Below are 25201 nucleotides of genomic sequence, written 5' to 3'. Positions count from 1 at the left end.
GGCCGGCCGCCGGGCGCGCTCGCCCGTGCCGGCCGCGCAGGCGCGCTCAGTAGCATCGACGGTCGTGTCGGATCGCACCGCGGCCGCTCAGGGCCACGGCCCGAGCCCGTTCATCGAGATCGAGCGCGCGCGGTGGGCGGCCCTCGCCGCCGGCGTGCCCCAGCCGCTGACCGCCGAGGAGCTCCACCGGCTCGCCGGCCTGGGCGAGCCCCTCGACGAGCACGAGGTGAGCGAGGTCTACCTGCCGCTCAGCCGCCTCCTCAACCTCTACGCCACCGGCGCCCGCCGGCTGCACGCGACCACGCGCGCGTTCCTCGGCACCGGCGGCGCGACGACCCCGTTCGTCATCGGCGTCGCGGGCTCGGTAGCGGTCGGCAAGTCCACCGTCGCGCGCCTCCTCCGCGAGCTGCTCGCCCGGTGGGAGGACACCCCGAAGGTCGAGCTCGTGCCGACCGACGGCTTCCTCCACTCCAACGCGGAGCTCGAGCGGCGCGGCATCCTCGACCGCAAGGGCTTCCCCGAGTCCTACGACCGGCGCGCGCTGCTGCGCTTCGTCACCGCCGTGAAGAGCGGTGCGGAGGAGGTCCGCGCGCCGTTCTACTCGCACGAGCAGTACGACATCCTCCCGGACGCCGACATCGTCGTCCGGCGGCCCGACATCCTGATCGTCGAGGGCCTGAACGTGCTGCAGCCGGCGCAGCGGAACGGGCTCGCGGTGAGCGACCTGTTCGACTTCGGCGTCTACGTCGACGCGCGGACGCAGGACATCGCCGAGTGGTACGTGCACCGGTTCCAGCGCCTGCAGACCGCGGCGTTCTCGAGCCCGAAGTCGTACTTCCACCGCTTCGCCGACCTGGGGCCGGAGGAGGCGCGGACGACCGCGCTCGGCTACTGGACGTCGATCAACGAGCCGAACCTGCGGGACAACATCCTGCCGACGCGGTCCCGCGCGACGCTCGTGCTGAAGAAGGCCGAGGACCACGCGGTCCGCTCGGTGCTCCTCCGCAAGATCTGACCGCGCGGGATCGGACCGAGCGGGGTCAGACCGAGCGGGAGCGCCACCGGGTCAGCGCCGCGCCGACGGCGCCGATGATCAGGAACAGCCCGAACTGCCACAGCGCCCCGACCAGCAGGTACAGGTACGCGAGGTGGAGGGCGCGGCCGATCGGCGCGAGCACGCGGCCGGGCTCCAGCGCGATCTGCGCCCGGTCAGGCGGCCAGACGGAGAACAGCACCGTCGCCACCACGATCGCGCCGATGCCGGCCGCGGCGACCGGGAGCAGCCGGTCCGAGCGGAGCCGCCAGGCCCGTGTCGCCGCGACGGCGAGCACGAGCACGCCCGCGACGTAGACGAACGGCAGCACCAGCAGCACGACGTCCCAGCCGGACGGCAGCACGAAGAAGCCGGACACGACGAGCGGCAGGCAGAGCACCGCGCCGATCAGCGCGAGGCGGCGGATCCCGCGGCGCTGCACCTCGGGATCGGGCGGCGGGGCGACCCGGCTCATGCGGGGGTCGGCAGCGCGAGGCGCTCGCGCACCACGGCGGCGAGGTCGTCGGCGACGGCCGCGGCGGTCTCGTGGTCCGCCGCCTCGACCATGACGCGGACGACCGGCTCGGTGCCCGAGGGGCGCAGCAGCACCCGGCCGGAGTCGCCGAGGCGCTGCTCGGCGTCCGCGATCGCGGCGAGCAGCCCGGGGTCGTCGGTGCGGGAGCGGTCGACGCCCCGCACGTTCAGCATGACCTGCGGGAGGATCGTGACGGCGGCGGCGAGCTCGGATAGCGGCTTCCCGGTCCGGGCCACCTCCGCCATGAGCGAGAGCCCCGTGAGCAGCCCGTCGCCGGTCGTCGCGTGCGCGGTCAGGATCACGTGGCCGGACTGCTCGCCGCCGAGCGAGTAGCCGCCCCGGCCGAGCGCCTCGAGCACGTAGCGGTCGCCGACCTTCGTCTCGACGACCTGGATGCCCTCGCGCTGCATCGCGCGACGCAGGCCGAGGTTGCTCATCACCGTCGCCACGAGGGTGTCGCCGTGCAGGACGCCGCGGGACTTCATGGCGATCGCGAGCACGGCCATGATCTGGTCGCCGTCGACGACCCGGCCGTCGGCGTCGACCGCGAGGCAGCGGTCCGCGTCGCCGTCGTGCGCGATGCCCGCGTCCGCGCCGTGCTCGAGCACCGCGGCCTGCAGCGGGCCCAGGTGGGTCGAACCGACGCCGTCGTTGATGTTCACGCCGTCCGGGTCGTTGCCGATGACGATCACCTCGGCGCCCGCGTCGGTGAAGACTTCGGGCGAGACGCCGGCGGCGGCCCCGTTCGCGCAGTCGAGCACGATCTTCAAGCCGTCGAGGCGGTGCGGCAGGGCGCCGAGCAGGTGGACCACGTAGCGGTCCTCGGCGTCCGCGAACCGGTCGATGCGCCCGACCTCGGCGCCGACGGGCGCGAGCGGCGGCTCGGCCATCGCGGCCTCGATGCGGTCCTCGACCTCGTCGGTCAGCTTCGCGCCGCCCGCGCCGAGCACCTTGATGCCGTTGTCCGGCGCCGGGTTGTGCGACGCCGAGATCACGACGCCGAAGTCGGCGCCGATGTCCGCGATCAGGAACGCGGCCGCGGGCGTCGGGATGACGCCCGCGTCCAGCACGTCCACGCCCGAGCCCGCGAGGCCCGCCGCGACCGCCGACGAGATGAACTCGCCGGAGATGCGGGGGTCGCGCGCGAGCACGGCGAGCGGACGCCGGCCTTCCGACCGGGGTCCGTCGCCGAGCACGTGCGCGGTGGCCTGCGCGAGCGACAGGGTCAGGGCGGCCGTGACGTCGCGGTTCGCGAGCCCGCGCACGCCGTCCGTGCCGAAGAGCCTGGGCATGTCGCGGTGGTGCCGCGCGCCGATCAGCGCTTGGAGAACTGCGGCGCCTTGCGCGCCTTCTTCAGACCGGCCTTCTTGCGCTCCTTGACCCGCGCGTCGCGGCTCAGGAAGCCGGCCTTCTTGAGGCCCGCCCGGTTGTTCTCCTCGTCGATCTGGTTCAGCGAGCGCGCGATGCCGAGGCGGAGCGCACCGGCCTGGCCCGAGGGGCCGCCGCCGGAGATCTTCGCGATGACGTCGTACGCGCCCGAGAGCTGCAGGATCGTGAAGGGGTCGTTGATCAGCTGCTGGTGCAGCTTGTTCGGGAAGTAGTCCTCGAACGTGCGGCCGTTGACCGTGATCGTGCCGGAGCCCGGCACGAGCCGGACGCGGGCGATCGCCTGCTTGCGGCGGCCGACGGCCGCGCCGGGGACGGTGAGCGGCGGGCGCTCGACGGCAGGGGCGGCCTCAGGCTCGGAGGAGGTGCTGAAGGTCGCCGGGGTGTCGATGGAGTCTGCGATGCGTGCCATGTCTCGTGCTCGTTCTCTTCCGGTGCCTACTGGGCGACCTGGGTCAGGGTGTAGGGCGTGGGCTGCTGGGCCGCGTGCGGGTGCCCGGCGCCCGCGTAGACCTTCAGCTTCTTGATCTGCGCGCGGCCGAGGGAGTTCTTCGGCAGCATGCCGCGGATGGCCTTCTCGACCGTGCGCGCGGGCTGCTTCTCGAGCAGCTCGGAGTAGCTCGTGGCCTTCAGGCCGCCCGGGTAGCCCGAGTGGCGGTAGGCCATCTTCTTCTCGTTCTTCGACCCGGTCAGCACGACCTTGTCGGCGTTCACGATGATGACGAAGTCGCCGGAGTCGAGGTGCGGGGCGAAGGTCGGCTTGTGCTTGCCGCGGAGGAGCGCCGCGGCGTGGCTCGCGAGCCGGCCCAGCACGATGTCGGTGGCGTCGATGACGACCCAGTCGTGGGTGATCTCGCTCGCCTTGGGGCTGTAGGTGCGCGTCACGGTGTCACGCTTTCTGTTCGAGGTGGTCGTGGATCCCGCTCCGATGCCGGTTCCATGACTCCCGAGGAGCCGGAACGAGCGGTGGAGGGCTCGAAGCCGAGCGGGAGCGTTCCCGCAGGGCCGATCGATGCTACCCGACATCAGGGCCTGCTGCGACCAGGGCCGGTCACGGGCGCGGGAGGCGGCGTCAGAGGGTGCGGCGGGCGCGGGCGCGCTCGGCCTGCGCGGCCAGGGCCTCGCCCTCGGGGTAGCCCACCTCGACGAGCACGAGGCCGTGCGCCGGGGCGACCGCGAACTCGTTCGCCCGCTGCCCCGCCGACAGCAGCGCGGCCATGCGTGCGGGCTCGAGACGACCGACCCCGACCGCGACGCTGGCCCCGACGAGCGCGCGGACCATGCTGTGGCAGAACGCGTCCGCCCGGACCTCCGCGACGAGCACGCCCTGCTCGTCGCGGGTCCAGTCGAGCGCCTGCAGCTCGCGGATGGTCGTCGCACCCGGCCGCGGGCGGCAGTAGGCGGCGAAGTCGTGCAGGCCGAGCACCCCGGCGGCGGCGGCGCGCATGCGCTGCTCGTCGAGCGGCCGGGGGTGCAGCATCGTGCGGCGGCGCTCGAGCGGGTCCCGGGCCGCCGGCCGGTCCGCGATCCGGTACCGGTAGCGGCGGAACACCGCGGAGAAGCGGGCGTCGAAGCCCTCCGGCGCGAGGGCCGCGGCGTGCACGACGACGTCGCCGGCGTCGTTCAGCAGCCCCGTCAGCCGGCCGGCGATCGCGGCCACGTCCCCGTGGCCGCCGTGGCGTCGGGTGAGGGCGTCGAGCTGCGCCGGGGCGAGGTCCACGTGGGCGACCTGCCCGGTCGCGTGGACCCCGGCGTCGGTGCGGCCGGCCACGACGAGCCGCGGCGGGTCCCCCTCCGCCCGGCCGACCGCGACGGCGAGCGCCCGCTCGAGCTCGCCCTGCACCGTGCGCAGCCCGGGCTGGGCCGCCCAGCCGGCGAAGTCGGTGCCGTCGTAGGCGAGGTCGAGCCGCACGCGCACGCTCCCCGGCTGCTCGGCCCCGTCCATGCCCCCATGGTGGCGGATCGCGGAGGCGGGCCGGAGCGCGCAGGCGGCAGGATGAGCCCATGCCGCTGCCCGTGGACGCCTCGATCGAGCCGATGCTCGCGAAGGCGGTGCCCGCCGTGCCCGCCGCCGCGCCCGGCGGCGGTCCCCTGCTGTACGAGCCGAAGTGGGACGGGTTCCGCGGGATCGTCGCCTACGACGGCGAGACGGTCGAGATCGGCAGCCGCGGCGGCAAGTCCCTCACCCGCTACTTCCCGGAGCTCGTCGAGGGCCTCGCCGCGGCCCTGCCCGGGCCGTGCGTGCTCGACGGCGAGGTGGTCGTGCCGACCGGCGAGCCCGGCGCGCAGCGCCTCGACTGGGAGGCGCTGTCGCAGCGCATCCACCCGGCCGCGTCCCGCATCGCGAGGCTCGCCGCGGAGACCCCCGCGTCCTTCATCGCCTTCGACCTGCTCGCGGACGGCGAGCGGTCGCTGCTCGACGCCCCGTTCGGCGAGCGCCGACGCGCGCTCGAGGCGCTGCTCCCCTCCCCCGCCGCGCCGCTGTTCGTGACGCGCGTCACCGACGACGCCGCCCTCGCCGAGCGCTGGCTGGCCGAGTTCGAGGGCGCCGGCCTCGACGGCGTCGTCGCGAAGCCGGTCGACGCGGCCTACGCGCCCGCGAAGCGGACGATGCTCAAGGTGAAGCACCACCGCACCGCGGACGTGATCGCGACGGGCTACCGGATCCACGCGAGCGGCCGCGGCGTCGGCTCCCTGCTGCTGTCGCTCTACGACGCGGACGGGGTGCTGCGGCAGGTCGGCGGCGTCTCGGCGTTCACGACCAAGGTGCGCGAGGAGATGATCGAGGCGCTCGAGCCGATGGTCGCCCGCGACGACGACGGCGCGCCGGTCCGCGGCGAGGGCGAGCGCAACCGCTTCTCGTCGTCGAAGGACACGTCCTTCGTCGTGCTCCGCCCGGAGCTGGTGCTCGAGGTCCGGTACGACCAGATGGAGGGCGACCGGTTCCGCCACACCGTGCAGCTCGAGCGGTGGCGCCCGGATCGCGACGCCCGCTCCTGCACCTTCGAGCAGCTCGAGGTGCCGCACGCCTACGACCTCGGCGCCGTCCTCACGTGACCGACGTCCTGATCGGCGGGGTCGCGCTCGGGCCCGGGCGGCCGAAGGTCTGCGTGCCGCTGGTCGGCGCGACGGCGCCGGCGCTCGAGGCGGAGGCGCGGGCGGTGCGCCCCGCCGTTGCGGACCTCGTCGAGCTGCGGATCGACCGCCTCGCCGAGGTCGGCTCGTCCCGTGCGGTCGAGCGGGCGATCGCCGCCGCCCGAGGAGCGCTCGACCCCGCCCTGCCGATCCTCCTCACCTGCCGCAGCGCGCGGGAGGGCGGCGGCGCGGACCTGCCGCCGCGCCTGCTCGAGGGCCTGACGATGCTCGCGGCGCGCCACGACGGCGTCGCGGCGGTCGACGTGGAGATGGACGCGACCGACGGCCTCGCGCCCCGCCTGGTCGCCGACGTGCACGAGCACGGCAAGGCCGTCGTCATGTCGTTCCACGACCTCGAGGGCACGCCCGCTCGCGACGAGGTCGTCGGCCGCCTCGTGCGGCAGCAGGAGCTCGGCGCCGACGTCGTCAAGCTCGCCTGCACCCCGCGCTCGCCCGAGGACGTGCTCGTCCTGCTCGGCGCGACGGCCGCGTACGCGGCCCGGGAGGACGCCAGGCCCGCGATCACGATGGCGATGGGCCCGCTCGGCGTCGTCTCACGTCTCGCGGGCGAGGCGTTCGGCTCGGTGCTCACCTTCGGCACCGTCGGAGCCGCGAGCGCGCCCGGCCAGGTCGACGCGGCCCGCCTCCGCGACGCCCTCGACCTGCTCCACGGCGCGCAGGTCCTCGCGGGTTGAGCCGGGCTCCGGGGACCCCGGCTCGACCCTCGGGAGCCGGTCAGTCCTGCTTGCGCGCCTTTGAGGGCTGCACGCGGGGCGGCTCCCCCGGCATCTTCGGGTAGTCGGGCGGGAACGGCAGCTCGCCCTCGCCGTTCGCGAGGTCGCGCTCCCACCACCCGAGCAGCGTCTCGATGCCGCCGGCCGACGCCCCCATGCCGGCCCAGGGGTCGCCCTGCTCCCGGAGCCGCGCGGGCACCGTGGTGACGGTGAAGGCGTGCGGGTCCACGCCCGCCTCGAGCTCGTCCCAGGACACCGGCGTGGACACGGTGGCCGCGGGCAGCGGCCGCGGGCTGTACGCGCCCGCGATCGTCCGGTCCCGGGCGGCCTGGTTGTAGTCGAGGAAGATGCGCTCCCCGCGCAGCTCCTTCCACCAGGCCGTCGTCACGCCCTCCGGGTCGCGGCGCTCGAGCTCGCGCGCGGCCGCGATCACGGCGTGCCGGACGTCGAGGAACTCCCACTCGGGCCGGATGGGCGCGTAGAGGTGCAGGCCCCGGTTGCCCGACGTCTTCACGAAGGCGGTCAGCCCCGCCTCCTGCAGCACCGCGCGCATGCCGGATGCGGCCCGCGTCGCCTCCGCCAGCCCGGTGCCGGGCTGCGGGTCGAGGTCGATGCGCAGCTGGTCGGGGAGGTCCGGCGCCCCGGCGCGCGAGGGCCAGGCGTGGAACACGATCGTGTTCATCTGGGCCGCCCAGACGAGCGCGGCCGGCTCGTCGAGGACCAGCTGCGGGTGCACGCGCCCGGAGGGGTAGGTCACGTCCGCCGCGCGGAACCACTCCGGGGCGCCGCGGGGCGGGTTCTTCGAGAAGTAGGACTCCCCGGTCACGTCGCCGCCGAACCGCTGCAGGGAGACCGGCCGGTCGCCGTTCGCAGCGAGGAACGCGTCCGCGACCTCGACGAAGTAGTGCACGAGGTCGAGCTTCGTCACCCCGGCCTCGGGCCACAGCACCCGCGACGGGCTCGACACCCGCATCGTCCGCACGCCGTGCGGGCCGTCCACGTCGACGGTCGTCGCCTCACTCGCCATGCCCGCAGCCTGGCAGACGGAGGGCCCGCGCACCTGGTCGGTGCGCGGGCCCTCCGGCTGCTGCGTGACGGTGCGCGATCAGGAAGCGGGCGTCGCCGGCTTCTCGTCCGGCGTCGCCGGCTCGTCCGCGGCGGGCGCGTCGGCCTCCGGCGCGTCCGCGCCGGTCGCGGCCGCCGACTCCTCGACCTCGGTCGCGGCCGGGGTCTCCGACTCGGCCTCGATCGGGGCGGACTCCTCGACGGTGTTCGTCTCCTCGACCGGCACGTCCGAGGACGCCGCCGGAGCGGTCGCCGCGGCGGTGCGGGTGCGGCTGGAGCGCTTCGGGGCGACCGGCTCGAGCACGAGCTCGATGACCGCCATGGGGGCGTTGTCGCCCTTGCGGAAGCCGGTCTTCACGATGCGGGTGTAGCCGCCCTGGCGCTCGGCGACGAGCGGCGCGATCTCGGTGAAGAGCTCGTGCACGACGGTCTTGTCGCCGATGGTGCGCATGACGCGGCGGCGCGCGTGCAGGTCGCCGCGCTTCGCGAACGTGACGAGGCGCTCCGCGACCGGGCGGAGGCGCTTGGCCTTCGCCTCCGTCGTCTGGATGGAGCGGTGCTCGAACAGCTGCGAGGCGAGCTGGCCGAGCAGCATGCGCTCGTGGGCCGGACCGCCGCCGAGACGGGGACCCTTGGTGGGCCTGGGCATGATCAGTTCTCCTCGTCGTCGTAAGCGGAGTAGAAGTGCGTGCCGTCGAAGCCCGGCACCGCGTCCTTGAGCGAGAGGCCGAGCTCGACGAGCTTGTCCTTCACCTCGTCGACCGACTTCTGGCCGAAGTTGCGGATGTTCATGAGCTGCGTCTCCGACAGGGAGACGAGCTCGGACACCGTGTTGATGCCCTCGCGCTTCAGGCAGTTGTAGGACCGGACCGACAGGTCGAGGTCCTCGATCGGCATCGACAGCTCGGAGGACACGAGCTGGTCCACCGGGGCCGGGCCGATCTCGATGCCCTCGGCCGCGCTGTTCAGCTCGCGGGCGAGGCCGAAGAGCTCGGTGAGCGTGCGGCCGGCGGACGCGATCGCGTCGCGCGGGCTGATCGCCGGCTTCGTCTCGACGTCGACCACGAGGCGGTCGAAGTCGGTGCGCTCACCGGCACGCGTCGCCTCGACGCGGTAGGTGACCTTGAGGACCGGCGAGTAGATCGAGTCGACCGGGATCTGCCCGGCCTCGCTGAACTCGCTGCGGTTCTGCGTCGCGGAGACGTAGCCGCGGCCGCGCTCGATCGTGAGCTCGAGGTCGAAGCGCGCCTTGTCGTTCAGCGTCGCGATGAGCAGCTCGGGGTTGTGGATCTCCACACCGGCCGGGGCCGAGATGTCGGCGGCCGTGACGGGGCCCTCGCTCTGCTTGCGCAGGTAGGCGGTGATCGGCTCGTCGTGCTCGGACGAGACGACCAGCTGCTTGATGTTCAGGATGATCTCGGTGACGTCCTCCTTCACACCGGGGATCGTCGTGAACTCGTGCTGCACGCCCTCGATGCGGATGGACGTGACGGCCGCGCCCGGGATGGACGACAGCAGGGTGCGGCGGAGCGAGTTGCCCAGGGTGTAGCCGAAGCCCGGCTCGAGCGGCTCGATGACGAACCGCGAGCGGAACTCGCTGATGGGCTCCTCGGCGAGGGTGGGGCGCTGTGCGATGAGCACGGTGGTGTCCTTTCGTGTCCGCTATATGACACATAGACGGCGGTTCCGGGCGGACCGCCCGGGGGTCTGGGTGACGCGCGTCAGCGGCCGGCCGCGCGGGGTGCGCGCGGCCGGCCGCTGATCACGTCAGACGCGGCGGCGCTTGGGCGGACGGACGCCGTTGTGGGCCTGCGGCGTGACGTCGTTGATCGAGCCGACCTCGAGGCCAGCGGCCTGGAGGGAGCGGATCGCGGTCTCGCGGCCGGAGCCGGGACCCTTCACGAAGACGTCCACCTTCTTCATCCCGTGCTCCTGCGCCTGGCGGGCGGCCGACTCGGCGGCCAGCTGCGCGGCGAACGGGGTCGACTTGCGGGAGCCCTTGAAGCCCACGCCGCCGGACGAGGCCCAGCTGATCACGGCACCGGTGGTGTCGGTGATCGAGACGATCGTGTTGTTGAACGTCGACTTGATGTGCGCCTGCCCGATGGCGACGTTCTTCTTCTCCTTGCGGCGGGGCTTGCGCCCTGCACCGGCCTTGGGAGCTGCCATGTGTGTTCTCTCCTACGAAGTGTGTGGGGGCGGAGCGCTACTTGCGCCCGGCCTTCTTCTTGCCGGCGACGGTGCGCTTCGGGCCCTTGCGGGTGCGCGCGTTCGTCTTGGTCCGCTGGCCGCGCACGGGAAGGCCGCGGCGGTGGCGCAGGCCCTCGTAGGAGCCGATCTCGACCTTGCGGCGGATGTCGGCGGCGACCTCGCGGCGGAGGTCGCCCTCCACCTTGTAGGTGCCCTCGATGTGATCGCGGAGTGCGACGAGCTGGTCGTCGGTGAGGTTCCGGACGCGGGTGTCGGGGTCGATGCCCGTGGCCTGCAGCGTCTCGGCGGCGCGGGTGCGACCGACGCCGTAGATGTAGGTGAGTGCGACCTCCACGCGCTTCTCGCGCGGGATGTCGACGCCGGCAAGTCTCGCCATGCGTCTGCTCCTTCTTGAGGATCGGAGGTGTGGTGCGCTCCCGGTGCCCGGGCCTCCGACCCGGGGTGTCCCCCTCCGCGAGGAGGGTTCTGGGAGCGCTGGATGTGTTCAGTTGTGGGGATCGCCCCGGACCGCGAGGTCCGGGGCGGACGACTCAGCCCTGGCGCTGCTTGTGACGCACGTTCACGGAGCAGATGACCATGACCCGGCCGTGGCGGCGGATCACGCGGCAGTGCTCGCAGATGGGCTTGACGGAAGGCGCGACCTTCATGGGTGGTTCCTCTTCTCGCTGTCCTCGTACCGCCCGGGGTCCGGGCGGCCGTTACTTCTCAGCGATCGGGTGACGAGGAGCGTCTACTTGTAGCGGTAGACGATCCGGCCGCGGGTCAAGTCGTACGGGCTGAGCTCGACGATGACACGGTCCTCCGGGAGGATGCGGATGTAGTGCTGCCGCATCTTGCCCGAGATGTGCGCGAGCACCTTGTGCCCGTTGCTCAGCTCCACTCGGAACATCGCGTTGGGGAGTGCTTCGACAACCGCGCCCTCGATCTCGATGACACCGTCCTTCTTGGCCATAGCCTCACTTCGTCACTGTGTCGCGTCCGTCCGGGGGAACCGGCGGATCGCGACGATCACTGGTCATGCGGGACGCCTGCGGGCCGGATGCCCGGCAGACGGATCGGCCGTCAGGTGGCGTCGAATACGACGCACGCAGGCCGACGGACGATCATACGTGATAACGGCCGGGGCGCGAAATCATTCCCCGTCGCGGGGCCCGCGAGGCGTCAGGACGCGCGGACGACGCCGCCGCCGAGCGCGTCGAGGATGCGCCGGGACACGTCGTCGACGCTGCCCACGGCGTCCACGCTGACGAGCACGCCGCGCTCCGCGTAGACGGCCACGAGGGGGTGCGTCTGCTCCTGGTAGACCTCGAGCCGCCGGCGGATGACGTCCTCGGTGTCGTCGCTGCGCCCCTGCTCCGCCGCGCGCTTCAGCAGCCGCTCGACGATCGCCTCGGTCTCGATGACGAGCTGGACGACGGCGTCGAGGCCGCCGTCCGACCGGCTCAGGCAGTCGTCGAGGGTGAACACCTGCGCCAGCGTCCGCGGGAAGCCGTCGAGCAGGAAGCCGTCGCGGACGTCGTCCTGCGCCAGGCGGTCGAGCACGAGCGCGTTCGTGAGGTCGTCGGGCACGTACGCGCCCCGATCCATGTAGTCCTTCGCCTGCATGCCGAGCGGCGTCTCCTGCGCGACGTTCGCGCGGAAGATGTCGCCGGTGGAGATGGCGGGGATGCCGTACTCCTCCGCCACGCGCACGGCCTGGGTGCCCTTCCCCGCGCCGGGAGGGCCGATCAGCAGCATCCGCATCAGCGGAGGAGGCCCTCGTAGTGGCGCTGCTGCAGCTGCGAGTCGATCTGCTTCACGGTCTCGAGGCCGACGCCCACGATGATCAGCAGCGAGGCGCCGCCGAACGGGAAGTTTTGGTTCGCCCCGATGGCGACGAACGCGACCAGCGGGATCAGCGCGAGCAGGCCGAGGTAGATCGAGCCCGGCAGGGTGACCCGCGTCAGGACGTAGTCGAGGTACTCGGCGGTCGGGCGCCCGGCGCGGATGCCGGGGATGAAGCCGCCGTACTTCTTCATGTTGTCCGCGACCTCCTCCGGGTTGAAGGTGATCGCCACGTAGAAGTACGTGAAGCCCACGATCAGGAGGAAGTAGAGCGCCATGTAGAGCGGGTGGTCGCCCGTCGTCAGGTAGTTCTGGATCCAGGTCACCCACGGCGCCGGGGCGGACCCGTCGCGCGGCTGGTTGAACTGGGCGATCAGGGCCGGCAGGTAGAGCAGGCTCGACGCGAAGATGACCGGCACGACGCCCGCCATGTTCACCTTGATCGGGATGTACGTGTTGTTGCCGCCGTAGGTGCGGCGGCCGACCATGCGCTTCGCGTACTCGACCGGGATGCGGCGCTGCGACTGCTCGACGTAGACCACGAGGCCGACGATGACGACGCCGATCGCGACGACGACGACCGCGACCTCCGGGCTCTGCGCCTGGCCGATCGCGATGATCGACTGCGGGAAGCGGGCGGCGATCGCCGTGAAGATCAGCAGCGACATGCCGTTGCCGACGCCGCGCTCGGTGATGAGCTCACCCATCCACATGATGAGGCCGGTGCCGGCGGTCATGGTCAGCACCATGAGCACGGTCGCCCACCACTCGTTGCTGGTGACGAGGTTCTGGCACGCCGCGGTGTTCGTGGTGCCGAACAGGGCGCCGCTCTTCGCGACGGTGATCAGCGTCGTGGACTGCAGGACGCCGAGCGCGATGGTGAGGTAGCGCGTGTACTGGGTGAGCCGCGCCTGGCCCTCCTGGCCCTCCTTGTAGAGGGTCTCGAAGCGGGGGATGACCACGCGCAGCAGCTGCACGATGATCGACGACGTGATGTAGGGCATGATGCCCAGCGCGAAGATCGACAGCTGGAGCAGCGCCCCGCCGGAGAGCACGTTGACGAGCTGGTAGAGCCCGCTGGCGCTGGACGACTGGCCCGCGATGCACTCGCGCACGTTCGCGTAGTCGATGAACGGCGCCGGCACGAAGGACCCGAGCCGGAACACGGCGATGATCCCGAGCGTGAAGAGCACCTTCCGGCGCAGATCGGGGGTGCGGAAGATCCGCGCGACAGCACTCAGCACTTGTCTTCCTTCCGCCTTGCGGCCGCTCGAGACGCTCTGCACGCCTCGACGCATGCGTCGGGGCCTCCGCCGTCCGGCGAAGGCCCCGACACGATGCAGATCAGTCGACCCGGCCGCCCGCGGCCACGATCTTCTGCTGCGCCGACTCGGACACCTTGTCGACGGCGACGTTCAGACTAACCGCGATGTCGCCGGTGCCGAGGATCTTGACCTTCTCGTTCTTGCGCACGGCGCCCTTCGCGACCAGGTCGGCGACGGTGACGTCGCCCCCGGTCGGGTAGAGCACGGCGAGCTTCTCGAGGTTCACGACCTGGTACTCGACGCGGAACGGGTTCTTGAAGCCCTTGAGCTTCGGCGACCGCATGACGAAGTTGAGGTTGCCGCCCTCGAGGCCCGCACGCACGCCGTAGCGCGCCTTCGTGCCCTTGGTGCCGCGCCCCGCGGTCTTGCCCTTGGAGCCCTCACCGCGACCCACGCGGGTCCGGTCCTTCTTCGCGCCCGCAGCGGGACGCAGGTGGTGCACCTTGAGGAGCGAGACCTTCTCGGTCGTCTCCTGCGCCGCCGCGTCCGCGGCCGGCTTCTTCGTGGCGTCAGCCATCAGTCGATCTCCTCAACCTTCACGAGGTGGGCGACCGCACGCACGTAGCCGCGCGTCTGGGCGTCGTCCTCGCGCTCGACCGTCTGGCCGATGCGCTTGAGGCCGAGCGAACGCAGCGTGTCGCGCTGGTTCTGCTTCTCGCTCACCTTGGACTTGATCTGGGTGACCCGCAGGGTGGCCATCAGGCGCTCACCTTCTCGGCCGCCGCGGCGGCCTGGTCGCGGAGCAGACGGGCCGGAACGACCTCGTCCACCTCGAGCCCGCGACGCCCGGCGACCGCACGCGGCTCCTCGAGCTGCTTCAGGGCGGCGACCGTCGCGTGGACGATGTTGATCGTGTTCGAGGACCCGAGGGACTTCGACAGCACGTCGTGGATGCCCGCGCACTCGAGGACGGCGCGCACCGGGCCGCCCGCGATGACGCCGGTACCGGCGGCGGCGGGACGGAGCAGGACCACGCCCGCCGCGGCCTCGCCCTGCACCGGGTGCGGGATGGTCGCGGCGACGCGGGGGACGCGGAAGAAGTTCTTCTTCGCCTCCTCGACGCCCTTCGAGATCGCCGTCGGGACCTCGCGCGCCTTGCCGTAACCGACGCCCACGGTGCCGTTGCCGTCGCCGACGATCACGAGCGCGGTGAAGCTGAAGCGCCGACCGCCCTTCACGACCTTGGAGACGCGGTTGATGGTGACGACGCGCTCGAGGAAGTTGCTGTCCCCGCCGCGGTTGTTGCGGTCGTTGCCGCCGCGCCCGCCGCGGTCGTTGCCGCCCCGGCCGCCGCGGTCGTTGCCGCCCCGGCCCCGGCTCAGCCGGTTGTCCCGGCTGATCGAGTCGGTGCCGGCAGCGGTCTCGACGGGCGCCTCGTTCAGCGCGTCGCCGGCACCGGTGCCGGTGTTCGTGGTGTCGCTCACAGGCTCAGCCCTCCTTCGCGGGCGCCGTCGGCCACGGCCGCGACCCGTCCCGCGTACTTGTTGCCGCCGCGGTCGAACACGACGGAGTCGATGCCGGCGGCCTTCGCGCGCTCGGCGACGAGCTCGCCCACGCGCTTCGCCTTGGCGGTCTTGTCGCCGTCGAGCGCGCGGAGGTCGGCCTCCAGCGTCGAGGCGGAGGCCAGCGTGCGGCCGACCGTGTCGTCCACGACCTGCACGAAGACGTGCCGGGCGGACCGGTTCACCACGAGGCGCGGCGAGGTCGGGGTGCCGGAGATGTGCTTGCGCAGCCGGGCGTGGCGCTTGTCACGCGCGGCCGACCGTGAGGTGTTCGCCATGACTACTTCCCACTCTTCCCGGCCTTGCGGCGCACGTTCTCGCCGGCGTACCGGACGCCCTTGCCCTTGTAGGGCTCGGGCTTGCGGATCTTGCGGATGTTGGCGGCGGTCTCGCCGACCGCCTGCTTGTCGATGCCCGACACGGTGAGGCGGTTGTTGCCCTCGACCGTGAAGGTGATGCCGGCCGGGGGCTCGACGACGACCGGGTGCGAGAAGCCGAGTGCGAACTCGATGTTCGCGCCGCGGGCCTGCACGCGGTAGCCGGTGCCGACGACCTCGAGGCCCTTGCTGTAGCCCGCGGTCACGCCGGTGATCTGGTTGGCGATCAGCGTGCGGGTCAGGCCGTGCAGCGACTTCGAGCGGCGCTCGTCGTCGGGCCGGGACACGATGACCCTGCCGTCCTCGACGGCGGCGGTCAGCGGGGCGGGGATCACGTGGTTCAGGGTCCCTCGCGGGCCCTTCACCGTCACGTCCGCGCCGCTGATCGTCACGTCGACGCCGGCGGGGATGTCGATGGGGAGTCGTCCGATTCGCGACATGTCAGCTCACCACACGTAGGCGAGGACTTCCCCGCCGACGCCCTTCTTGGTCGCCTGCCGGTCCGTGAGGAGGCCGGAGGAGGTGGACAGGATCGCGACGCCGAGGCCGCCGAGCACCGTGGGCAGCTCGGTCGACTTCGCGTACACGCGGAGGCCGGGCTTCGAGACGCGCTTGATGCCGGCGATGGACCGCTCGCGGTTCGGGCCGTACTTCAGGTCGAGCACGAGGGTCTTGCCGACGCGGGCGTCGGCGACGCTCCAGTCGGAGATGTAGCCCTCGGTCTTCAGGATCTCCGCGATCCCGGCCTTCAGCTTCGAGTGCGGCAGGGTCACCGTCTCGTGGAAGGCCGAGTTCGCGTTGCGCACCCGCGTGAGCAGGTCCGCGACCGGATCGGTCATCGTCATGAGTGTTCTCTTTCGTCAGGTTTCCGGGGACGTTCCCCGGACCTCGTACGGCCCCGGTGTTAGCGGGTGGGGTCGCGCGCCTAGGAGGCGGCGCGGAACGGGAAGCCGAGGGCGCGGAGCAGGGCCCGGCCCTCGTCGTCGTTCTTCGCGGTCGTCACCACGGTGATGTCGAAGCCGCGGACCCGGTCGATGCGGTCCTGGTCGATCTCGTGGAAGATGCTCTGCTCGGTGACGCCGAACGTGTAGTTGCCGTTGCCGTCGAACTGCCGGTCCGACAGGCCGCGGAAGTCGCGGATGCGGGGCAGGGCGAGGGACAGCAGGCGGTCGAGGAACTCCCACGCCCGGTCGCCGCGCATCGTGACGTGCGCGCCGATGGGCTGGCCCTCGCGCAGCTTGAACTGCGCGATGGACTTGCGGGCCCGGGTGACCTGCGGCTTCTGACCGGTGATCTTGGTCAGGTCGGCGACCGCGCCGTCGATGATCTTGCCGTCACGGGCGGCCTCGCCGACACCGGAGTTGACGACGACCTTCACGAGACCCGGCACCTGGTGCACGTTCGAGTACCCGAACTCCTTGAGGAGGTTCGGCACGATCTCGGAGCGGTACTTCTGCTTGAGGCGGGGCTGGATGGTGCCAGCCTCCGCAACAGTCGTGTCACTCATGGCTTACAGGTCCTTCCCGGACTTCTTCGCGTAGCGCACGCGGACGGTCTTCGACACGCCGTCGACGGTCTTGGTCTCGACGCGGTGGCCGACGCGGGTCGGCTTCTTCGTGTCGGGGTCGACCAGGGCGACGTTCGAGATGTGGATGGGGGCCTCGACGGTCTCGAGGCCGCCGGTGCGGGTGCCGCGCTGCGTCTGGCCGACGCGCTCGTGCTTCGTGACGAAGTTCACACCCTCGACGACGACGCGGTTGCGCTCGACGAGGACCTCGAGGACCTTGCCCTGCTTGCCGCGGTCCCCGCCGCGCGCCTGCGAGGCGCCCGAGATCACCTGGACGAGGTCGCCCTTCTTGATCTTGGCCATGGTTCAAATCACCTCCGGTGCGAGCGAGATGATCTTCATGAACTTCTTGTCGCGGAGCTCGCGACCGACCGGACCGAAGATGCGCGTCCCGCGGGGGTCGCCGTCGTTCTTGAGGATGACGGCGGCGTTCTCGTCGAACTTGATGTAGGAGCCGTCGGCACGACGGGTCTCCTTGACGGTGCGCACGATGACCGCCTTGACGACGTCGCCCTTCTTGACGTTGCCGCCGGGGATCGCGTCCTTGACGGTCGCGACGATCGTGTCGCCCAGGCCGGCGTAGCGACGGCCGGAGCCGCCCATGACGCGGATGGTGAGCAGCTCCTTGGCGCCGGTGTTGTCGGCGACCTTGAGTCGGGACTCCTGCTGGATCATCGGGTCACTTCGCCTTCTCGAGCACCTCGACGAGGCGCCAGCGCTTCGTCGCGGACAGCGGACGGGTCTCGCTGATGAGGACGAGGTCGCCGATGCCGGCGGTGCCGGCCTCGTCGTGCGCCTTCACCTTGCTCGTGCGGCGGATGACCTTGCCGTAGAGCGGGTGCTTCACGCGGTCCTCGACCTCGACGACGATGGTCTTCTCCATCTTGTCGCTGACGACGTAGCCGCGGCGCGCCTTGCGGTAGCCGCGGGCGGCCTCGTCGCGGACGTCGTGGGCGGCGTGCTCGTGGCCGGCCGCCGCAGCGGTCTCCTGTGCCTTCGCCATTACTTCGTCTCCTCGGACTCCGCGGCCGCAGGAGCGGTCTCGGTGGTCGTGTCGGCCGCGTCCTTCTTGGCGCGGGTGCGCTTCGGCTTCGCCTCGGCGACCGGGGCGGGAGCCGGGGTGACCCGGATGCCGAGCTCGCGCTCGCGCATCACGGTGTAGATGCGGGCGATGTCGCGCTTGACGGCGCGCACCCGCCCGTGGCCCTCGAGCTGCCCGGTGGCGGACTGGAAGCGGAGGTTGAACAGCTCCTCCTTGGCCCGCCGGAGCTCCTCCGTCAGACGGCTGTCCTCGAACGAGTCGAGCTCGTTCGGAGCGAGGTTCTTGGAACCGATCGCCATCAGGCGTCCCCCTCCTCACGGGTGATGATGCGTGCCTTGAGCGGCAGCTTGTGGATCGCGCGGAGCAGCGCCTCGCGGGCCAGGGTCTCGTCGACACCCGCCACCTCGAAGAGCACGCGGCCCGGCTTGACGTTGGCAACCCACCACTCGGGCGAACCCTTCCCGGAACCCATGCGGGTCTCGGCGGGCTTCTTCGTGAGCGGACGGTCCGGGTAGATGTTGATCCAGACCTTGCCGCCGCGCTTGATGTGGCGGGTCATGGCGATACGGGCGGACTCGATCTGCCGGTTCGTCACGTACGCCGGGGTCAGCGCCTGGATGCCGAACTCGCCGAAGGAGACCTTCGTGCCGCCGGTGGCCTGGCCGCTGCGGCCCGGGTGGTGCTGCTTGCGGTGCTTGACGCGTCGAGGGATCAGCATCAGGCGTTCGCTCCTTCCAGGGACTCGTTGCGACGGCCGCCGCGACGGTCGCCGCGCTCGGGCCGACGGCCGGGCTGGCTCGCCTGCTCGCGCGCGAGCTCCTTGTTGGTGATGTCGCCCTTGTAGATCCAGACCTTCACGCCGATGCGGCCGAAGGTGGTGCGGGCCTCGTAGAAGCCGTAGTCGATGTTCGCGCGGAGCGTGTGCAGCGGCACCCGGCCCTCGCGGTAGAACTCGCTGCGGCTCATCTCCGCGCCGCCGAGGCGGCCGGCGACCTGCACGCGGACGCCCTTGGCGCCGGCGCGCTGCGCGCTCTGCAGGCCCTTGCGCATCGCGCGGCGGAAGGCCACGCGGGCGGAGAGCTGCTCGGCGATGCCCTGCGCGACGAGCTGGGCCTCGGCCTCGGGGTTCTTGACCTCGAGGATGTTCAGCTGGATCTGCTTCTTGGTGAGCTTCTCCAGGTCCCCGCGGATGGCCTCGGCCTCGGCGCCGCGGCGGCCGATGACGATGCCCGGGCGCGCCGTGTGGATGTCCACGCGGACGCGGTCGCGGGTGCGCTCGATCTCGATCTTCGCCACGCCGGCGCGGTCGAGCCGCTTCAGCAGGAGGCGACGGATCTTCACGTCCTCGGCGACGAAGTCCTTGTACCGCTGACCGACCTTCTGCGAGTCCGAGAACCAGCGGGAGGTGTGGTCGGTGGTGATGCCGAGACGGAAGCCGTACGGGTTGACCTTCTGGCCCATCAGCGGTTCCCCTTCTTCGAGTCGGCGCCGTCGGCCTCGGCCGCGGGCGTCGACAGCACGACGGTGATGTGGGACGTGCGCTTGTTGATCCGGAACGCCCGGCCCTGCGCCCGCGGCTGGAACCGCTTGAGCGTGGTGCCCTCGTCCACGAACGCACGCTGGACGAACAGGTCCTGCTCGTCGAGGTAGGTGTTCTCCGCGTCGGCCTTGACCTTGGCGTTCGCCATCGCCGAGGCGACGAGCTTGTACACCGGGGTCGCCGCGGCCTGCGGCGAGAACTTGAGGATCGCGAGGGCCTCCGCGGCCTGCTTGCCGCGGATGAGGTCGACGACGCGACGGGCCTTCTGCGGGGTGATGCGGACCTGCCGCAGCCGCGCGGTGGACTCCACCATGACTGTCTCCTTCTCGTCGCCGCGCCTAGCGGCGACGACCCTTCTTGTCGTCCTTCTCGTGCCCGCGGAAGGTGCGGGTGGGGGCGAACTCGCCGAGCTTGTGCCCGACCATCGCCTCCGTCACGAAGACGGGGATGTGCTTGCGACCGTCGTGCACGGCGATGGTGTGGCCGAGCATCGCGGGGATGATCATCGAACGACGCGACCAGGTTCGGATGACCTGCTTCGAGTTCGTCGTGTTCTGCTTCTGCACCTTCGTCAGCAGGTGGTCGTCGACGAAGGGGCCCTTCTTCAGGCTGCGAGGCATGCTTCGCTACTCCTACTTGCGCTTCTTGCCGACGGTGCGACGGCGGACGATGAGCTTGTCGCTCTCCTTGTTGGGGTGCCGGGTGCGGCCCTCGGCCTGACCCCAGGGGCTGACCGGGTGGCGACCACCGGAGGTCTTGCCCTCGCCACCGCCGTGCGGGTGGTCGATCGGGTTCATCGCGACACCGCGGACCGTCGGACGCACGCCCTTCCAGCGCTTGCGGCCGGCCTTGCCCCAGTTGATGTTCGACTGCTCGGCGTTGCCGACCTCGCCGATCGTCGCGCGGCAGCGCGCGTCGACGTTGCGGACCTCGCCCGAGGGGAGGCGCAGCTGCGCGTAGGGGCCGTCCTTCGCCACGAGGCGCACGGAGGCGCCCGCGGATCGGGCCATCTTCGCGCCGCCGCCCGGCTTCAGCTCGATCGCGTGCACGACCGTGCCGACCGGGATGTTCTTCAGCGGCAGGTTGTTGCCCGGCTTGATGTCCGCGCCGGGGCCCGTCTCGACGACGTCGCCCTGCTTGATGCGGTTCGGCGCCAGGATGTAGCGCTTCTCGCCGTCCACGAAGTGCAGCAGCGCGATGCGCGCGGTGCGGTTCGGGTCGTACTCGATCTCCGCGACGCGGGCGTTCACACCGTCCTTGTCGGAGCGGCGGAAGTCGATGACGCGGTACTGGCGCTTGTGGCCGCCGCCGATGTGGCGGGTGGTGATCCGACCCTGCGCGTTGCGGCCACCGGTCTTCGGCAGCGGGCGCAGCAGGCTCTTCTCAGGGGTCGACCGGGTGATCTCGGCGAAGTCGGCGACCGAGGAGCCGCGACGACCGGGCGTGGTCGGCTTGTAGTTGCGGATTGCCATTCGTCTGTTCCTCCGTGCCTCAGCCGACAGCCGTGAAGATGTCGATGGAGCCCGACTTGAGCGACACGATGGCGCGCTTGGTGTCCTTGCGCTTGCCGGTGCCGAAGCGGGTGCGGCGGGTCTTGCCCGTGCGGTTCGCCGTCGTGACGGACTTGACCTGGACGCCGAAGATCTTCTCGATGGCGAGCTTGATCTCGGTCTTGTTGGCCCGGGGGTCGACGAGGAACGTGTACTTGCCCTCGTCGATCAGGCCGTAGCTCTTCTCGGAGACCACGGGACGCAGGATCACGTCGCGCGGGTCCTTGTAGTCGATCGCGCTCACGCGGAGACCTCCTCGACGGCCGCGCCCTTCGCCTCGATGAAGGCGTTCAGCGCGGCGGGGGTGAAGACGACGTCGTCGCTGCGGAGGACGTCGTAGGCGTTCAGCTGGTCGACGAACAGCACGTCGACGCCCTGCAGGTTGCGGACGCTCTTGATCGCGACCGTCTCGGCGCGGTCGAGGACGACGAGCTGGCGCTTGCCGTTCTTCGCCGCGGCGAGGGCCGTGACCGCCGCCTTCGTGGACGGCGTGGCACCCGCGAGCTCGACCTCGTGGATGCGGCCGGCGCGAGCGCGGTCCGAGAGGGCGCCGAGCAGGGCCGCGGCGATCATCTTCTTCGGGGTGCGCTGCGAGTAGTCGCGCGGCGTCGGGCCGTGCACGACGCCGCCGCCGCGGTGCTCCGGGGCGCGGACCGAACCCTGACGGGACCGGCCGGTGCCCTTCTGCTTGAACGGCTTGACGCCCGAGCCGGAGACCTCGCCCCGGTTCTTCGTCTTGTGCGTGCCCTGGCGAGCGGCGGCGAGCTGGGCGACGACCACCTGGTGGATCAGGGGGACGTTGGTCGGCACGTCGAAGAGCTCGATGGGCAGGTTCTTGGGAGCGGCCATGGTCAGTTCCCCTTCACGGCGTCGCGGACGAACACGAGACGGCCCTTGGCGCCGGGGACCGCGCCCTTGACGAGCAGCAGGCCCTTCTCGGCGTCGACGGCGTGGACGGTCAGGCCGAGCACGGTGACGCGCTCGTTGCCCATGCGGCCGGCCATGCGCATGCCCTTGAAGACGCGCGACGGCGTCGAGGACGCGCCGATCGAACCGGGCTTGCGGTGGTTGCGGTGCGAACCGTGGCTCGCGGACACGCCCTTGAAGTTGTGGCGCTTCATGACACCGGCGGTGCCCTTGCCCTTGCTGGTGCCGACGACGTCGACCTTCTTGCCGGCCTCGAAGACCTCGACCGAGAGCTCCTGGCCGAGCGTGTACTCGGCGGCGTTCGCGGTGCGGACCTCGGTGAGGTGGCGGCGCGGGGTGACGCCCGCGGCGGCGAAGTGGCCGGCCTCCGGCTTGTTCGCCTTGCGGGGGTCGACCGCGCCGGCGGCGATCTGGACGGCCTCGTAGCCGTCCTTCTCAGTCGTGCGGATCTGGGTGACGACGTTCGGGGTCACCTGGATGACCGTGACCGGGACGAGCTTGTTGCCCTCGCCCCAGACCTGGGTCATGCCGAGCTTCGTGCCGAGAAGCCCGGAGAACGTGCGGGTCGCGGTGGACATCCGTTCCTCTCCTAGAGCTTGATCTCGATGTTGACGTCGGCCGGCAGGTCGAGCCGCATGAGCGAGTCGACGGCCTTGGGCGTCGGGTCGATGATGTCGATGAGCCGCTTGTGGGTGCGCATCTCGAAGTGCTCGCGGCTGTCCTTGTACTTGTGCGGAGAGCGGATCACCGCGATGACGTTCTTCTCCGTGGGCAGCGGCACCGGGCCGACGACCGTGGCGCCGGCGCGGGTGACCGTGTCGACGATCTTCCGCGCGGAGCTGTCGAGCCCGGCGTGGTCGTACGACTTCAGTCGGATGCGGATCTTCTGTCCCGCCATGGATTCCTCGTTCCGTGCGCGTTCGAGACGCGCGGCTCGTGGGTGGCTTCCGGGCCGACCCGCCGCTCCCCCGCGAGGAGGCGCAGCGCGATCCGCACCGCTGTTCTGCTGTGGATGCCCGGGCTCCTGTCCGCACGTGCGCGACCCGCCCTGGCGGACCGTGTCCGCAGCGCGTCAGCGCACGCCCCCGCCACGGCCCGCAGGCCGAGGCGCCGGAGCGCCGAGGTGTTCTGCTGCCCGCGGCCCGACCCTTCGATCGTGCACTGCCTGACAGTGATCCGGAGGCGTCGGCGCACTCGGTGCACCGCTCCGCCCGGAATGTGGAACCCCGACATCTTGCCACGCCCCGGAAGAGGGTGCAACCCGGGCGTGTCGCGCTCGGCGAACGCGCGGCTGGATCCGGCGCGGTGGTCCCACCCTCTCGCGCGGTATCAGCACCTCCGCGCGGTGGGTGGACCCACCGCGCAGGGGTCGGAGCACCGCGCGTCGTGGCTCGGAGGCGGACCCGAGCGCGGATCGGGTCCTCCCCAGCCGGCGGACCGTGCGGATCTCGCAGCGAGCGGGCTCCCGCGCCGAGCAGGGGGCTGCCGATCGCCACGCTCCACGGCATGAGCGACGAGCGACTCTTCACCAGGCCCGAGATGCTGGGCTCGACCGGCGTGCGTCCCGAGCGGGATCCGGGCTCGTTCCGAGCGCGCCGGAACGTCTACCTGCCGGCGGACTCGGTGCCCGTGGACGCCGTCGACCGGTACCTGCTCCGCGTCCGTGCGGCGCACCGGACCCTCACCGGCGAGCACGTCTTCTCCCACGAGTCCGCGCTCGCCCTCCTCGGGCTGCCATCGCTGCACCGCTGGCCGGAGGTGGTCCACCTGGTCTGCGAGCGCCGCTCCGGCGGGCGGTCCCAGCTGGACGTCGTCCGCCACTGCATCGGGCTCGAGCACGTGACCCCGGTCACGGTGGAGGGGATGCTGGTCACGAGCCCGGGACGGACCGCGTTCGACATCGCGCTCAGCCGGTCCTTCGCGGAGGCGGTCGTCGTCGCCGATGCCGCGTTCCGCCTGTACCCGGAGTCGCGAGCCGAGTTCGGGACGCTGGTGGACGCGTACGGCAGGCGGCGCGGCTTCCAGCGGGCGCAGGCGGTGCTGCGCTTCGCCGACCCCCGCAGCGGGTCGGCGGGCGAGTCGCTCAGCCGGGTGGAGATGGATCGGCTCGGCTTCGTCGCGCCCGACCTGCAGGTCCGCGTCGTGACCGGCGACGTGGAGGACTTCGCGGACTTCGGCTGGCGGGCGGTCCGGGCGCTCGGCGAGTTCGACGGCGAGGTGAAGTACCGCGAGGACCGCTACCGGAGGGGCGGCTCGGTCGAGGACGTCGTCATCCGCGAGAAGACCCGCGAGAACCGGATGCGGCGGCAGTACGCGAGCTTCGCCCGATGGGACTGGTGGGACCTCCGCGGACGCCGGCTGGAAGGGATCCTCGTGCGCGCCGGCGTCCCGAAGCGCCGAGACGCGGTCACCCGCCCCGACGTCACGCAGTACTCCTCGCCGGCACGCGGCAGGTAGACCTACCGCGGGCCGGCGGGAGCACCGCGCGACGGGGTGGGAGCACCGCGCGACGCGGCGGGGTCAGCCCTTCAGGCCGCTGCCCGTCACGCCCTCCACGATCTGCCGCTGGAAGATCACGTAGAGCACCACCAGCGGCAGGGCGCCGAGCACGGCGCCGGCCTGGATGTCGGAGTAGCGCTGGCCGAAGCTGCCCTGCACCGTCGCGAGGCCCACCGGGATCGTCATCAGGTTCGGGTTCGCCACCACGAAGAGCGGCAGCAGCAGGTTGTTCCAGACGCCGACGAACGTGAGGATCGACACCGCCGCGATGACCGGCCGCGACAGCGGCATGATCACGGACCAGTAGACGCGCCAGCGGCTCGCGCCGTCGATGCGCGCCGCCTCCTCCAGGTCCTTCGGGATGCCGTCGAAGAACTGCTTGAAGATGAAGACCGCGATCACGGCGGGCACCTGCGGCAGGATCACGCCCCAGTAGGTGTTGAGCAGGTTCACGGCGCCGAGCAGCTGGAAGATCGGGACGATCAGCACCTGCGTCGGGATCATGATGCCGAGCACGATCAGCAGGAACACGATGTTGCGCCCGCGGAACACGAGCCGGGACAGCGCGAACGCCGCCATCGAGGCGAACAGCACCGTCAGGACCGTCGTGATGACGCTCGTGATGCCGCTCGCGATGTACCAGTTCCAGATGTCGCCGGCCTGGAACAGCGACGCGTAGGAGTGCAGCGTCGGCGAGAACGACGAGATGATCTGCCCCGCGCCGAGGGCGGACGTGCCGTTCTCGGTGAGCGAGGTCTTCAGCGCGAACAGGCTCGGGATCAGCCAGAGGATCGCGAGCACGATGAGGACGATCAGCGCGACGACGTTGAAGATCCGGTCGCTGCGCTTCGAGGCCTCCGCCGGCAGGGCCCGCGCCGGCGCGGCCGGCGAGACCGCGTTGCGGACGGCCGACGAGCGCCGGGTGGTCGTGGTGGGCGTCGAGGTCATC

General features: G+C 71.5%; 39 protein-coding genes. 4 read left to right on the top strand and 35 right to left on the bottom strand.

All coding sequences use genetic code 11. The features are described 5' to 3' along the window. The first annotated feature begins 64 nt into the window (after positions 1-64). Positions 65-1015 (top strand): type I pantothenate kinase, encoded by a 951-nt coding sequence (gene coaA, locus D1781_RS02700; RefSeq protein ID WP_119480724.1) that lies wholly within the window; start codon positions 65-67, stop codon positions 1013-1015. A 25-nt stretch (positions 1016-1040) separates the two neighbouring features. Here the strand turns inward: coaA and D1781_RS02695 are convergent, their stop codons facing one another. The 5 genes from D1781_RS02695 to truA all read right to left on the bottom strand — a co-directional run bounded on the left by D1781_RS02695 (position 1041) and on the right by truA (position 4899). Continuing rightward, the gene (locus tag D1781_RS02695) at positions 1041-1508 is read right to left on the bottom strand and encodes a hypothetical protein (RefSeq protein ID WP_119480723.1); all 468 of its coding nucleotides are present in this window, start codon (positions 1506-1508) and stop codon (positions 1041-1043) included. After that, entirely contained in the window at positions 1505-2860 is a 1356-nt protein-coding gene (gene glmM / locus D1781_RS02690; protein WP_119480722.1) for a phosphoglucosamine mutase, read from the bottom strand. The genes D1781_RS02695 and glmM overlap by 4 nt, the downstream gene beginning before the upstream one ends. A gap of 23 nt (positions 2861-2883) precedes the next feature. Beyond that, entirely contained in the window at positions 2884-3366 is a 483-nt protein-coding gene (gene rpsI, locus D1781_RS02685) for a 30S ribosomal protein S9 (protein WP_119480721.1), read from the bottom strand. Positions 3367-3392: 26 nt separating this feature from the next. Continuing rightward, entirely contained in the window at positions 3393-3839 is a 447-nt protein-coding gene (gene rplM, locus D1781_RS02680; RefSeq protein ID WP_119480720.1) for a 50S ribosomal protein L13, read from the bottom strand. 187 nt (positions 3840-4026) lie between these two features. Further along, positions 4027-4899, bottom strand: a complete 873-nt coding sequence (truA, locus tag D1781_RS02675) for a tRNA pseudouridine(38-40) synthase TruA (protein ID WP_119480719.1) — start codon at positions 4897-4899, stop codon at positions 4027-4029. A 59-nt stretch (positions 4900-4958) separates the two neighbouring features. Between truA and D1781_RS02670 the strand changes: the two genes are divergently transcribed. Next, entirely contained in the window at positions 4959-6011 is a 1053-nt protein-coding gene (locus D1781_RS02670; RefSeq protein WP_119480718.1) for an ATP-dependent DNA ligase, read from the top strand. Continuing rightward, on the top strand, positions 6008-6784 hold the full coding sequence (gene aroD, locus D1781_RS02665) for a type I 3-dehydroquinate dehydratase (RefSeq protein WP_158589972.1): 777 nt from the start codon (positions 6008-6010) through the stop codon (positions 6782-6784). The genes D1781_RS02670 and aroD overlap by 4 nt, the downstream gene beginning before the upstream one ends. A gap of 40 nt (positions 6785-6824) precedes the next feature. On the opposite strand, the gene ligD is transcribed toward aroD, so the two are convergent. The 29 genes from ligD to rpsJ form a co-directional block, all read right to left on the bottom strand. Continuing rightward, positions 6825-7850, bottom strand: coding sequence for a non-homologous end-joining DNA ligase (gene ligD, locus D1781_RS02660; RefSeq protein ID WP_119480716.1), 1026 nt, complete (start codon positions 7848-7850; stop codon positions 6825-6827). Between the two features lie 78 nt (positions 7851-7928). Then, positions 7929-8537: a 50S ribosomal protein L17 gene (gene rplQ, locus D1781_RS02655; RefSeq protein ID WP_119480715.1), complete on the bottom strand. Its 609-nt coding sequence runs from the start codon at positions 8535-8537 to the stop codon at positions 7929-7931. A gap of 2 nt (positions 8538-8539) precedes the next feature. Next, a complete protein-coding gene (locus D1781_RS02650; RefSeq protein ID WP_119480714.1) occupies positions 8540-9529 on the bottom strand; it encodes a DNA-directed RNA polymerase subunit alpha in 990 nt (329 codons plus the stop codon). A gap of 126 nt (positions 9530-9655) precedes the next feature. Continuing rightward, entirely contained in the window at positions 9656-10057 is a 402-nt protein-coding gene (gene rpsK, locus D1781_RS02645) for a 30S ribosomal protein S11 (protein ID WP_119480713.1), read from the bottom strand. A gap of 37 nt (positions 10058-10094) precedes the next feature. Then, entirely contained in the window at positions 10095-10475 is a 381-nt protein-coding gene (gene rpsM, locus D1781_RS02640) for a 30S ribosomal protein S13 (protein ID WP_119480712.1), read from the bottom strand. Between the two features lie 154 nt (positions 10476-10629). Next, a complete protein-coding gene (gene rpmJ, locus D1781_RS02635; protein ID WP_119480711.1) occupies positions 10630-10746 on the bottom strand; it encodes a 50S ribosomal protein L36 in 117 nt (38 codons plus the stop codon). A gap of 83 nt (positions 10747-10829) precedes the next feature. After that, complete coding sequence (gene infA / locus D1781_RS02630; protein WP_055965022.1) at positions 10830-11051, bottom strand: translation initiation factor IF-1; 222 nt, start codon at positions 11049-11051, stop codon at positions 10830-10832. Between the two features lie 209 nt (positions 11052-11260). Next, a complete protein-coding gene (locus tag D1781_RS02625) occupies positions 11261-11842 on the bottom strand; it encodes an adenylate kinase (protein ID WP_199706353.1) in 582 nt (193 codons plus the stop codon). Beyond that, the gene (gene secY / locus D1781_RS02620) at positions 11842-13167 is read right to left on the bottom strand and encodes a preprotein translocase subunit SecY (RefSeq protein ID WP_119480710.1); all 1326 of its coding nucleotides are present in this window, start codon (positions 13165-13167) and stop codon (positions 11842-11844) included. Before secY ends, D1781_RS02625 begins: the two co-directional genes overlap by 1 nt. 100 nt (positions 13168-13267) lie before the next feature. Further along, positions 13268-13765, bottom strand: a complete 498-nt coding sequence (gene rplO / locus D1781_RS02615) for a 50S ribosomal protein L15 (RefSeq protein ID WP_119480709.1) — start codon at positions 13763-13765, stop codon at positions 13268-13270. Next, positions 13765-13947, bottom strand: coding sequence for a 50S ribosomal protein L30 (rpmD, locus tag D1781_RS02610; protein ID WP_199706352.1), 183 nt, complete (start codon positions 13945-13947; stop codon positions 13765-13767). Before rpmD ends, rplO begins: the two co-directional genes overlap by 1 nt. After that, entirely contained in the window at positions 13947-14672 is a 726-nt protein-coding gene (gene rpsE, locus D1781_RS02605) for a 30S ribosomal protein S5 (protein WP_119480708.1), read from the bottom strand. The genes rpmD and rpsE overlap by 1 nt, the downstream gene beginning before the upstream one ends. Beyond that, positions 14669-15028, bottom strand: coding sequence for a 50S ribosomal protein L18 (rplR, locus tag D1781_RS02600; RefSeq protein ID WP_119480707.1), 360 nt, complete (start codon positions 15026-15028; stop codon positions 14669-14671). Before rplR ends, rpsE begins: the two co-directional genes overlap by 4 nt. Positions 15029-15030: 2 nt before the next feature. Further along, complete coding sequence (rplF, locus tag D1781_RS02595; protein WP_119480706.1) at positions 15031-15567, bottom strand: 50S ribosomal protein L6; 537 nt, start codon at positions 15565-15567, stop codon at positions 15031-15033. A gap of 6 nt (positions 15568-15573) precedes the next feature. Then, a complete protein-coding gene (gene rpsH / locus D1781_RS02590; protein WP_119480705.1) occupies positions 15574-15972 on the bottom strand; it encodes a 30S ribosomal protein S8 in 399 nt (132 codons plus the stop codon). 80 nt (positions 15973-16052) lie between these two features. After that, on the bottom strand, positions 16053-16634 hold the full coding sequence (gene rplE / locus D1781_RS02585) for a 50S ribosomal protein L5 (RefSeq protein ID WP_119480704.1): 582 nt from the start codon (positions 16632-16634) through the stop codon (positions 16053-16055). A 3-nt stretch (positions 16635-16637) separates the two neighbouring features. Then, the gene (rplX, locus tag D1781_RS02580; protein WP_119480703.1) at positions 16638-16997 is read right to left on the bottom strand and encodes a 50S ribosomal protein L24; all 360 of its coding nucleotides are present in this window, start codon (positions 16995-16997) and stop codon (positions 16638-16640) included. Positions 16998-17000: 3 nt separating this feature from the next. Then, entirely contained in the window at positions 17001-17369 is a 369-nt protein-coding gene (gene rplN / locus D1781_RS02575) for a 50S ribosomal protein L14 (RefSeq protein WP_119480702.1), read from the bottom strand. Between the two features lie 4 nt (positions 17370-17373). Further along, a complete protein-coding gene (gene rpsQ / locus D1781_RS02570) occupies positions 17374-17697 on the bottom strand; it encodes a 30S ribosomal protein S17 (RefSeq protein WP_119480701.1) in 324 nt (107 codons plus the stop codon). Next, positions 17697-18035: a 50S ribosomal protein L29 gene (gene rpmC, locus D1781_RS02565; RefSeq protein ID WP_119480700.1), complete on the bottom strand. Its 339-nt coding sequence runs from the start codon at positions 18033-18035 to the stop codon at positions 17697-17699. The genes rpsQ and rpmC overlap by 1 nt, the downstream gene beginning before the upstream one ends. Then, the gene (gene rplP / locus D1781_RS02560; RefSeq protein ID WP_119480699.1) at positions 18035-18454 is read right to left on the bottom strand and encodes a 50S ribosomal protein L16; all 420 of its coding nucleotides are present in this window, start codon (positions 18452-18454) and stop codon (positions 18035-18037) included. The genes rpmC and rplP overlap by 1 nt, the downstream gene beginning before the upstream one ends. Continuing rightward, on the bottom strand, positions 18454-19197 hold the full coding sequence (gene rpsC / locus D1781_RS02555; protein WP_119480698.1) for a 30S ribosomal protein S3: 744 nt from the start codon (positions 19195-19197) through the stop codon (positions 18454-18456). Before rpsC ends, rplP begins: the two co-directional genes overlap by 1 nt. Continuing rightward, positions 19197-19589, bottom strand: coding sequence for a 50S ribosomal protein L22 (rplV, locus tag D1781_RS02550; RefSeq protein WP_119480697.1), 393 nt, complete (start codon positions 19587-19589; stop codon positions 19197-19199). The genes rpsC and rplV overlap by 1 nt, the downstream gene beginning before the upstream one ends. 25 nt (positions 19590-19614) lie before the next feature. Next, a complete protein-coding gene (gene rpsS / locus D1781_RS02545) occupies positions 19615-19896 on the bottom strand; it encodes a 30S ribosomal protein S19 (RefSeq protein WP_119480696.1) in 282 nt (93 codons plus the stop codon). A 12-nt stretch (positions 19897-19908) separates the two neighbouring features. Beyond that, positions 19909-20748: a 50S ribosomal protein L2 gene (rplB, locus tag D1781_RS02540; RefSeq protein ID WP_119480695.1), complete on the bottom strand. Its 840-nt coding sequence runs from the start codon at positions 20746-20748 to the stop codon at positions 19909-19911. 19 nt (positions 20749-20767) lie between these two features. Further along, entirely contained in the window at positions 20768-21061 is a 294-nt protein-coding gene (rplW, locus tag D1781_RS02535) for a 50S ribosomal protein L23 (RefSeq protein ID WP_407641660.1), read from the bottom strand. Positions 21062-21066: 5 nt separating this feature from the next. Then, positions 21067-21675: a 50S ribosomal protein L4 gene (gene rplD / locus D1781_RS02530; RefSeq protein WP_119480693.1), complete on the bottom strand. Its 609-nt coding sequence runs from the start codon at positions 21673-21675 to the stop codon at positions 21067-21069. 2 nt (positions 21676-21677) lie between these two features. Continuing rightward, positions 21678-22331 carry a 50S ribosomal protein L3 gene (gene rplC, locus D1781_RS02525; RefSeq protein ID WP_119480692.1) on the bottom strand — a complete coding sequence of 218 codons (654 nt, stop codon included), beginning with the start codon at positions 22329-22331 and terminating at the stop codon, positions 21678-21680. Positions 22332-22342: 11 nt separating this feature from the next. After that, positions 22343-22651 (bottom strand): 30S ribosomal protein S10, encoded by a 309-nt coding sequence (gene rpsJ / locus D1781_RS02520; protein ID WP_116648288.1) that lies wholly within the window; start codon positions 22649-22651, stop codon positions 22343-22345. Positions 22652-23259: 608 nt separating this feature from the next. Between rpsJ and D1781_RS02515 the strand changes: the two genes are divergently transcribed. After that, positions 23260-24210, top strand: a complete 951-nt coding sequence (locus tag D1781_RS02515) for a hypothetical protein (protein WP_119480691.1) — start codon at positions 23260-23262, stop codon at positions 24208-24210. 63 nt (positions 24211-24273) lie between these two features. Here D1781_RS02515 and D1781_RS02510 read toward each other — a convergent pair whose 3' ends face one another. Next, positions 24274-25200: a carbohydrate ABC transporter permease gene (locus tag D1781_RS02510; RefSeq protein WP_119480690.1), complete on the bottom strand. Its 927-nt coding sequence runs from the start codon at positions 25198-25200 to the stop codon at positions 24274-24276. Between the last annotated feature and the right edge of the window lies 1 nt (position 25201).

This window comes from Amnibacterium setariae, assembly GCF_003581425.1.
GTDB lineage: Bacteria > Actinomycetota > Actinomycetes > Actinomycetales > Microbacteriaceae > Amnibacterium > Amnibacterium setariae.
Note: the sequence above shows the minus strand (reverse complement) of the source record. Positions and strands in the feature narration are given on the sequence as shown.

Excerpts from the sequence above, each read along its gene's own strand:
- rpmC (WP_119480700.1), bottom strand. The coding sequence starts at position 18,035 with ATGGCGATCGGTTCCAAGAACCTCGCTCCGAACGAGCTCGACTCGTTC.
- rpsK (WP_119480713.1), bottom strand. The coding sequence starts at position 10,057 with ATGGCAGCTCCCAAGGCCGGTGCAGGGCGCAAGCCCCGCCGCAAGGAG.
- D1781_RS02625 (WP_199706353.1), bottom strand. The coding sequence starts at position 11,842 with ATGCGGATGCTGCTGATCGGCCCTCCCGGCGCGGGGAAGGGCACCCAG.
- rplX (WP_119480703.1), bottom strand. The coding sequence starts at position 16,997 with ATGGCCAAGATCAAGAAGGGCGACCTCGTCCAGGTGATCTCGGGCGCC.
- rpsQ (WP_119480701.1), bottom strand. The coding sequence starts at position 17,697 with ATGGCGAAGGCACAGGAGACCGCTGCGGCGGCCGGCCACGAGCACGCC.
- rpsM (WP_119480712.1), bottom strand. The coding sequence starts at position 10,475 with ATGGCGAGACTTGCCGGCGTCGACATCCCGCGCGAGAAGCGCGTGGAG.
- rplD (WP_119480693.1), bottom strand. The coding sequence starts at position 21,675 with ATGGCCGCTCCCAAGAACCTGCCCATCGAGCTCTTCGACGTGCCGACC.
- rplP (WP_119480699.1), bottom strand. The coding sequence starts at position 18,454 with ATGCTGATCCCTCGACGCGTCAAGCACCGCAAGCAGCACCACCCGGGC.
- rplN (WP_119480702.1), bottom strand. The coding sequence starts at position 17,369 with ATGATCCAGCAGGAGTCCCGACTCAAGGTCGCCGACAACACCGGCGCC.
- rpmJ (WP_119480711.1), bottom strand. The coding sequence starts at position 10,746 with ATGAAGGTCGCGCCTTCCGTCAAGCCCATCTGCGAGCACTGCCGCGTG.
- rplB (WP_119480695.1), bottom strand. The coding sequence starts at position 20,748 with ATGGCAATCCGCAACTACAAGCCGACCACGCCCGGTCGTCGCGGCTCC.
- rpsC (WP_119480698.1), bottom strand. The coding sequence starts at position 19,197 with ATGGGCCAGAAGGTCAACCCGTACGGCTTCCGTCTCGGCATCACCACC.
- rpsJ (WP_116648288.1), bottom strand. The coding sequence starts at position 22,651 with ATGGCGGGACAGAAGATCCGCATCCGACTGAAGTCGTACGACCACGCC.
- D1781_RS02695 (WP_119480723.1), bottom strand. The coding sequence starts at position 1,508 with ATGAGCCGGGTCGCCCCGCCGCCCGATCCCGAGGTGCAGCGCCGCGGG.
- rplR (WP_119480707.1), bottom strand. The coding sequence starts at position 15,028 with ATGGCGAACACCTCACGGTCGGCCGCGCGTGACAAGCGCCACGCCCGG.
- rplC (WP_119480692.1), bottom strand. The coding sequence starts at position 22,331 with ATGTCCACCGCGACCCGCACGTTCTCCGGGCTTCTCGGCACGAAGCTC.
- rpmD (WP_199706352.1), bottom strand. The coding sequence starts at position 13,947 with ATGGCCACCCTGCGGGTCACCCAGATCAAGTCCAAGGTGAGCGAGAAG.
- rplQ (WP_119480715.1), bottom strand. The coding sequence starts at position 8,537 with ATGCCCAGGCCCACCAAGGGTCCCCGTCTCGGCGGCGGTCCGGCCCAC.
- rplF (WP_119480706.1), bottom strand. The coding sequence starts at position 15,567 with ATGTCGCGAATCGGACGACTCCCCATCGACATCCCCGCCGGCGTCGAC.
- rplE (WP_119480704.1), bottom strand. The coding sequence starts at position 16,634 with ATGAGTGACACGACTGTTGCGGAGGCTGGCACCATCCAGCCCCGCCTC.
- D1781_RS02515 (WP_119480691.1), top strand. The coding sequence starts at position 23,260 with ATGAGCGACGAGCGACTCTTCACCAGGCCCGAGATGCTGGGCTCGACC.
- glmM (WP_119480722.1), bottom strand. The coding sequence starts at position 2,860 with ATGCCCAGGCTCTTCGGCACGGACGGCGTGCGCGGGCTCGCGAACCGC.
- rpsS (WP_119480696.1), bottom strand. The coding sequence starts at position 19,896 with ATGCCTCGCAGCCTGAAGAAGGGCCCCTTCGTCGACGACCACCTGCTG.
- truA (WP_119480719.1), bottom strand. The coding sequence starts at position 4,899 with ATGGACGGGGCCGAGCAGCCGGGGAGCGTGCGCGTGCGGCTCGACCTC.
- infA (WP_055965022.1), bottom strand. The coding sequence starts at position 11,051 with ATGGCCAAGAAGGACGGTGTCATCGAGATCGAGGGCGCGGTTGTCGAA.
- rplV (WP_119480697.1), bottom strand. The coding sequence starts at position 19,589 with ATGGTGGAGTCCACCGCGCGGCTGCGGCAGGTCCGCATCACCCCGCAG.
- rplO (WP_119480709.1), bottom strand. The coding sequence starts at position 13,765 with ATGGCTGACGCCACGAAGAAGCCGGCCGCGGACGCGGCGGCGCAGGAG.
- rpsH (WP_119480705.1), bottom strand. The coding sequence starts at position 15,972 with ATGACGATGACCGATCCGGTCGCGGACCTGCTCACGCGGGTGCGCAAC.
- rpsI (WP_119480721.1), bottom strand. The coding sequence starts at position 3,366 with ATGGCACGCATCGCAGACTCCATCGACACCCCGGCGACCTTCAGCACC.
- D1781_RS02670 (WP_119480718.1), top strand. The coding sequence starts at position 4,959 with ATGCCGCTGCCCGTGGACGCCTCGATCGAGCCGATGCTCGCGAAGGCG.
- D1781_RS02510 (WP_119480690.1), bottom strand. The coding sequence starts at position 25,200 with ATGACCTCGACGCCCACCACGACCACCCGGCGCTCGTCGGCCGTCCGC.
- ligD (WP_119480716.1), bottom strand. The coding sequence starts at position 7,850 with ATGGCGAGTGAGGCGACGACCGTCGACGTGGACGGCCCGCACGGCGTG.